At 75.3% G+C, this 3,326-nt stretch carries 2 protein-coding genes; one reads left to right on the top strand and one right to left on the bottom strand.

Annotated features, from left to right (window positions below; genetic code table 11):
• Positions 1-257 precede the first annotated feature (257 nt).
• Positions 258-1,385, bottom strand: a complete 1,128-nt coding sequence (locus ACIBNE_RS00300; RefSeq protein WP_399267799.1) for a glycerate kinase — start codon at positions 1,383-1,385, stop codon at positions 258-260.
• A gap of 122 nt (positions 1,386-1,507) precedes the next feature.
• On the opposite strand from ACIBNE_RS00300, the gene ACIBNE_RS00295 reads away from it, so the two are divergent.
• Positions 1,508-3,193, top strand: a complete 1,686-nt coding sequence (locus tag ACIBNE_RS00295; RefSeq protein WP_399267798.1) for a BCCT family transporter — start codon at positions 1,508-1,510, stop codon at positions 3,191-3,193.
• Positions 3,194-3,326: the final 133 nt, after the last annotated feature.

Below are 3,326 nucleotides of genomic sequence, written 5' to 3'. Positions count from 1 at the left end.
CGGGGGGCGGGGGGGCGGGGGGGGGGGGGGGGGGGGGGGGGGGGGGGCCCCGCGGGGGCGGGGGCCCCCGGGGGGGGGGGGGGGGGGGGGGGGCGCGCTGTCCCCCGCCCCCCTCCGGGGGCGCGGGGAACTGCGCGAGAGTGGGGCACACGCGCAACGTGCCCACTCAGCGCGAGCGGGCTCGCCACCCGCCCCACCCACCCCGAGCGGGCTCGCCACCCGCCGTACCCGCCCACCCCGCGCAGCGGACCCCCGTCCTACAGCAGGAAGTCCCGTCCGATCCGCTCTGCCACGCGTTCGAGCAGCGGACCCGCCTCCGCCATCGACCTCGCCGGGTCCGGCTCCAGCTCCGTCAGGGCGTACGCCCTGCGGATGCCCGCCCTGCCCAGGGCCTGGGGCGGCAGGGCGAGGCGGCCGCAGACCGCGACGACCTCGACGCCCGCCGCACGGGCCGCCGCCGCGACGCCCGCGGGCGCCTTGCCGTGCAGCGTCTGCTCGTCGAGGGAGCCCTCGCCCGTGACGACGAGGGTCGCCCGGTCGAGCGCGGGGGCGAAGCCCAGCACGTCCAGCATGACCTCGATGCCGGGCCGGAAGCGCGCGCCGAGCGCGACCAGCGCGCCGTACCCGATGCCGCCCGCCGCGCCCGCGCCCGGCAGTCCGGCCTGCTCGGGGCCGAGGACCGAGGCGTAGTGGGCGAGCGCCGCGTCCAGCGCCGCCACGTCGTCGGGGCTCGCGCCCTTCTGCGGGCCGTACACCGCGGGGGCGCCCTTGGGGCCGGTGAGCGGGTTGTCCACGTCGCTCGCCAGGATCAGGTCGACGTCCTTGAGGCGCGGGTCCAGCGTCGAGAGGTCCGCCTCGGCCAGTTCGCCCAGGCGGCCCGGCTCGACGGGCCCGCCCGCCGCGTCCACCAGCCGCGCGCCGAGCGCGGCGAGCATGCCTGCGCCGCCGTCCGTGGTGGCGCTGCCGCCGACGCCGAACACGATGGTGCGCGCGCCCGCGTCGAGCGCGGCGAGCAGCAGTTCGCCCGAGCCGTAGGTGGTGGCCGTGAGCGGGGCGAAGACGCCGTCGGGCAGCAGTTGCAGCCCGGACGCCTCGGCCATCTCGACGACCGCGGTGCCCCCGCGCAGCGCGTACGCCGCCGTGACCGGGGTCCCCAGCGGGCCGCGCACCTCGACCTCGCGGCGCTCGAAGCCCGCCGCCACCGCCGCCGCGACCGTGCCGTCGCCGCCGTCCGCGACGGGCAGGGCCTCGACCGCGAGGCCCGGGACCGCGCGCCGCAGCCCCGCCGTCACCCGCTCGGCGACCTGCACGGCCGTGAGCGAGCCCTTGAACTTGTCGGCCGCCACCAGCACACGAGCGGTCCGATTCACTGCGCCGTCCGTCACTTGTCATCCCTTGCTTTTCGAACAGGCAGTCGCGCCGACCCGACCATATCCGCACCACCCGCCCCCCGGGAAGCGGCGAGCCACCCCGATTTGAGCGGAAATTCCGCCCATAGTTGGACGCCATGAGCACGGAAACAATCGACCGGACAACAGAAGGTCCACCCCCCTCCGACCCGGGGCCCGACGTCGCCGTCGTCGCGATCGGGGTCGCCGCGGTCGTGGCCGTGGTCGCCTGGGCCGCGATCGGCAAGGACTCCTTCGACAGCGCGTCCTCCAGCGCGCTGTCCTGGGTGCTGAACAACTTCGCCTGGTTGTTCGTGATCGCCGCCGACGTCTTCCTGGTCCTGTGCGTCGTGATCGCGCTCAGCCGGTTCGGCCGGATCAGGCTCGGCCGCGACGACTCCGAGCCGGAGTTCACCAACCTCGCGTGGATCGCGATGATGTTCAGCGCGGGCATGGGCATCGGCCTGATGTTCTACGGGGTCGGCGAGCCGCTCCAGCACTACGTGAAGCCGCCCCCGGCCAGCGGCGTGACCCCGCAGACCGGCGAGGCCGCGCGCACCGCGATGGAGTACTCGTTCTTCCACTGGACGCTCACCCCGTGGGCGATCTACGGCATGGCGGGCCTCGCGCTCGCCTACGCGACGTTCCGCAAGGGCCGCGGCAACCGGCTCAGCTCCGCGTTCGTGCCGCTCCTGGGGCAGCGCAGGGCCGACGGCTGGCCGGGCAGGGCCATCGACCTGCTCGCCGTCTTCGCGACCGTGTTCGGCACCGCGACCAGCCTCGGGCTCGGCGCGCTCCAGGTCTCCAAGGGCCTGAACATCACGGCGGGCGTGGAGGACTCCAAGACCGTCGAGCTGATCATCATCGTGTCGCTCTCCGCGGCCTTCGTGCTCTCGGCCTTCTCCGGGCTGCACAAGGGCGTGAAGTGGCTGTCCACGGCGAACATCGTGCTGGCCGCGTGCCTGATGCTGTTCGTGTTCCTGCTGGGCCCGACCGTCTACGTCCTGGACACCATCCCGGCCTCGGTCGGCGGCTACCTGCACGACCTGCTCCCGATGGCGAGCCGTACGGGCGCCTTCACCGACCGCGCCTGGCTCGGCACCTGGACGATCTTCTACTGGGCGTGGTGGCTGTCCTGGGCGCCCTTCGTCGGCACGTTCATCGCCCGCATCTCCAAGGGCCGTACGATCCGCGAGTTCCTGTTCGGCGTGCTGCTGGTGCCCAGCGGCGCGACCGTCGTGTGGTTCTGCGTGATGGGCGGCACGGCGCTGCGGCTGGACGCGACGGGCGGGGCCGACCTGGCGGAGACCGTCAAGGACGGCGCCGAGGCCTCGCTGTTCGCGATGCTGGACGCGCTGCCCGCCGGGACGGTCACCTCGTACATCGCGATGCTGCTGGTGATGACGTACTTCGTGACCAGCGCCGACTCCGCGTCGCTCGTCATGGGCTCGCTGACCAGCAGGGGCGCGCTGCACCCGCCGACCTGGCTGGTCGTCACCTGGGGCGTGCTGATGGCGGCGGTGGCGGCCGTGCTACTGCTCGCGGGCGGGCTCAGCTCGCTCCAGACGGCGACGATCCTCGTCGCGCTGCCCTTCGTGCTGGTGATGCTCGGGCTGTGCTGGGCGCTGCTGAAGGAGCTGCGCGAGGACCCGGGCGCGGGCCCGGCCAGGCACCAGGCGCTGCACGGGCTGCGCGACGCGGTGCGGACGCTGGTCGGCGACGCGATCACCGAGCAGGGGCCCTCGCGCCACCACAGGCTGCGCCGCGCGGCGAAGTCCCGCACGGAGGACAGCGAATCGGAGTGACCGGCGGGCCGGGCGACCGGCCACGGCGGCGGGGGGGGGGGGGGGCGCGGGGGGGCCCCCCCCCCCCCCCCCCCCCCCCGGGGGGGGCCCCCGGGGGGGGGGGGGCGGGGCGCCGGGCGCCGCGTGGGGCTTC

Origin of the sequence: Streptomyces sp. NPDC050504 (assembly GCF_044458065.1) — a bacterium.
In the GTDB taxonomy this organism is placed as follows: domain Bacteria; phylum Actinomycetota; class Actinomycetes; order Streptomycetales; family Streptomycetaceae; genus Streptomyces.
The sequence above is the reverse complement of the archived record's forward strand: the minus strand, read 5'-3'. Positions and strand labels throughout refer to the sequence as shown.

Bases quoted from the DNA above. Each gene is read 5' to 3' on its own strand.
- ACIBNE_RS00295 (WP_399267798.1), top strand. From the start codon at position 1,508: ATGAGCACGGAAACAATCGACCGGACAACAGAAGGTCCACCCCCCTCC.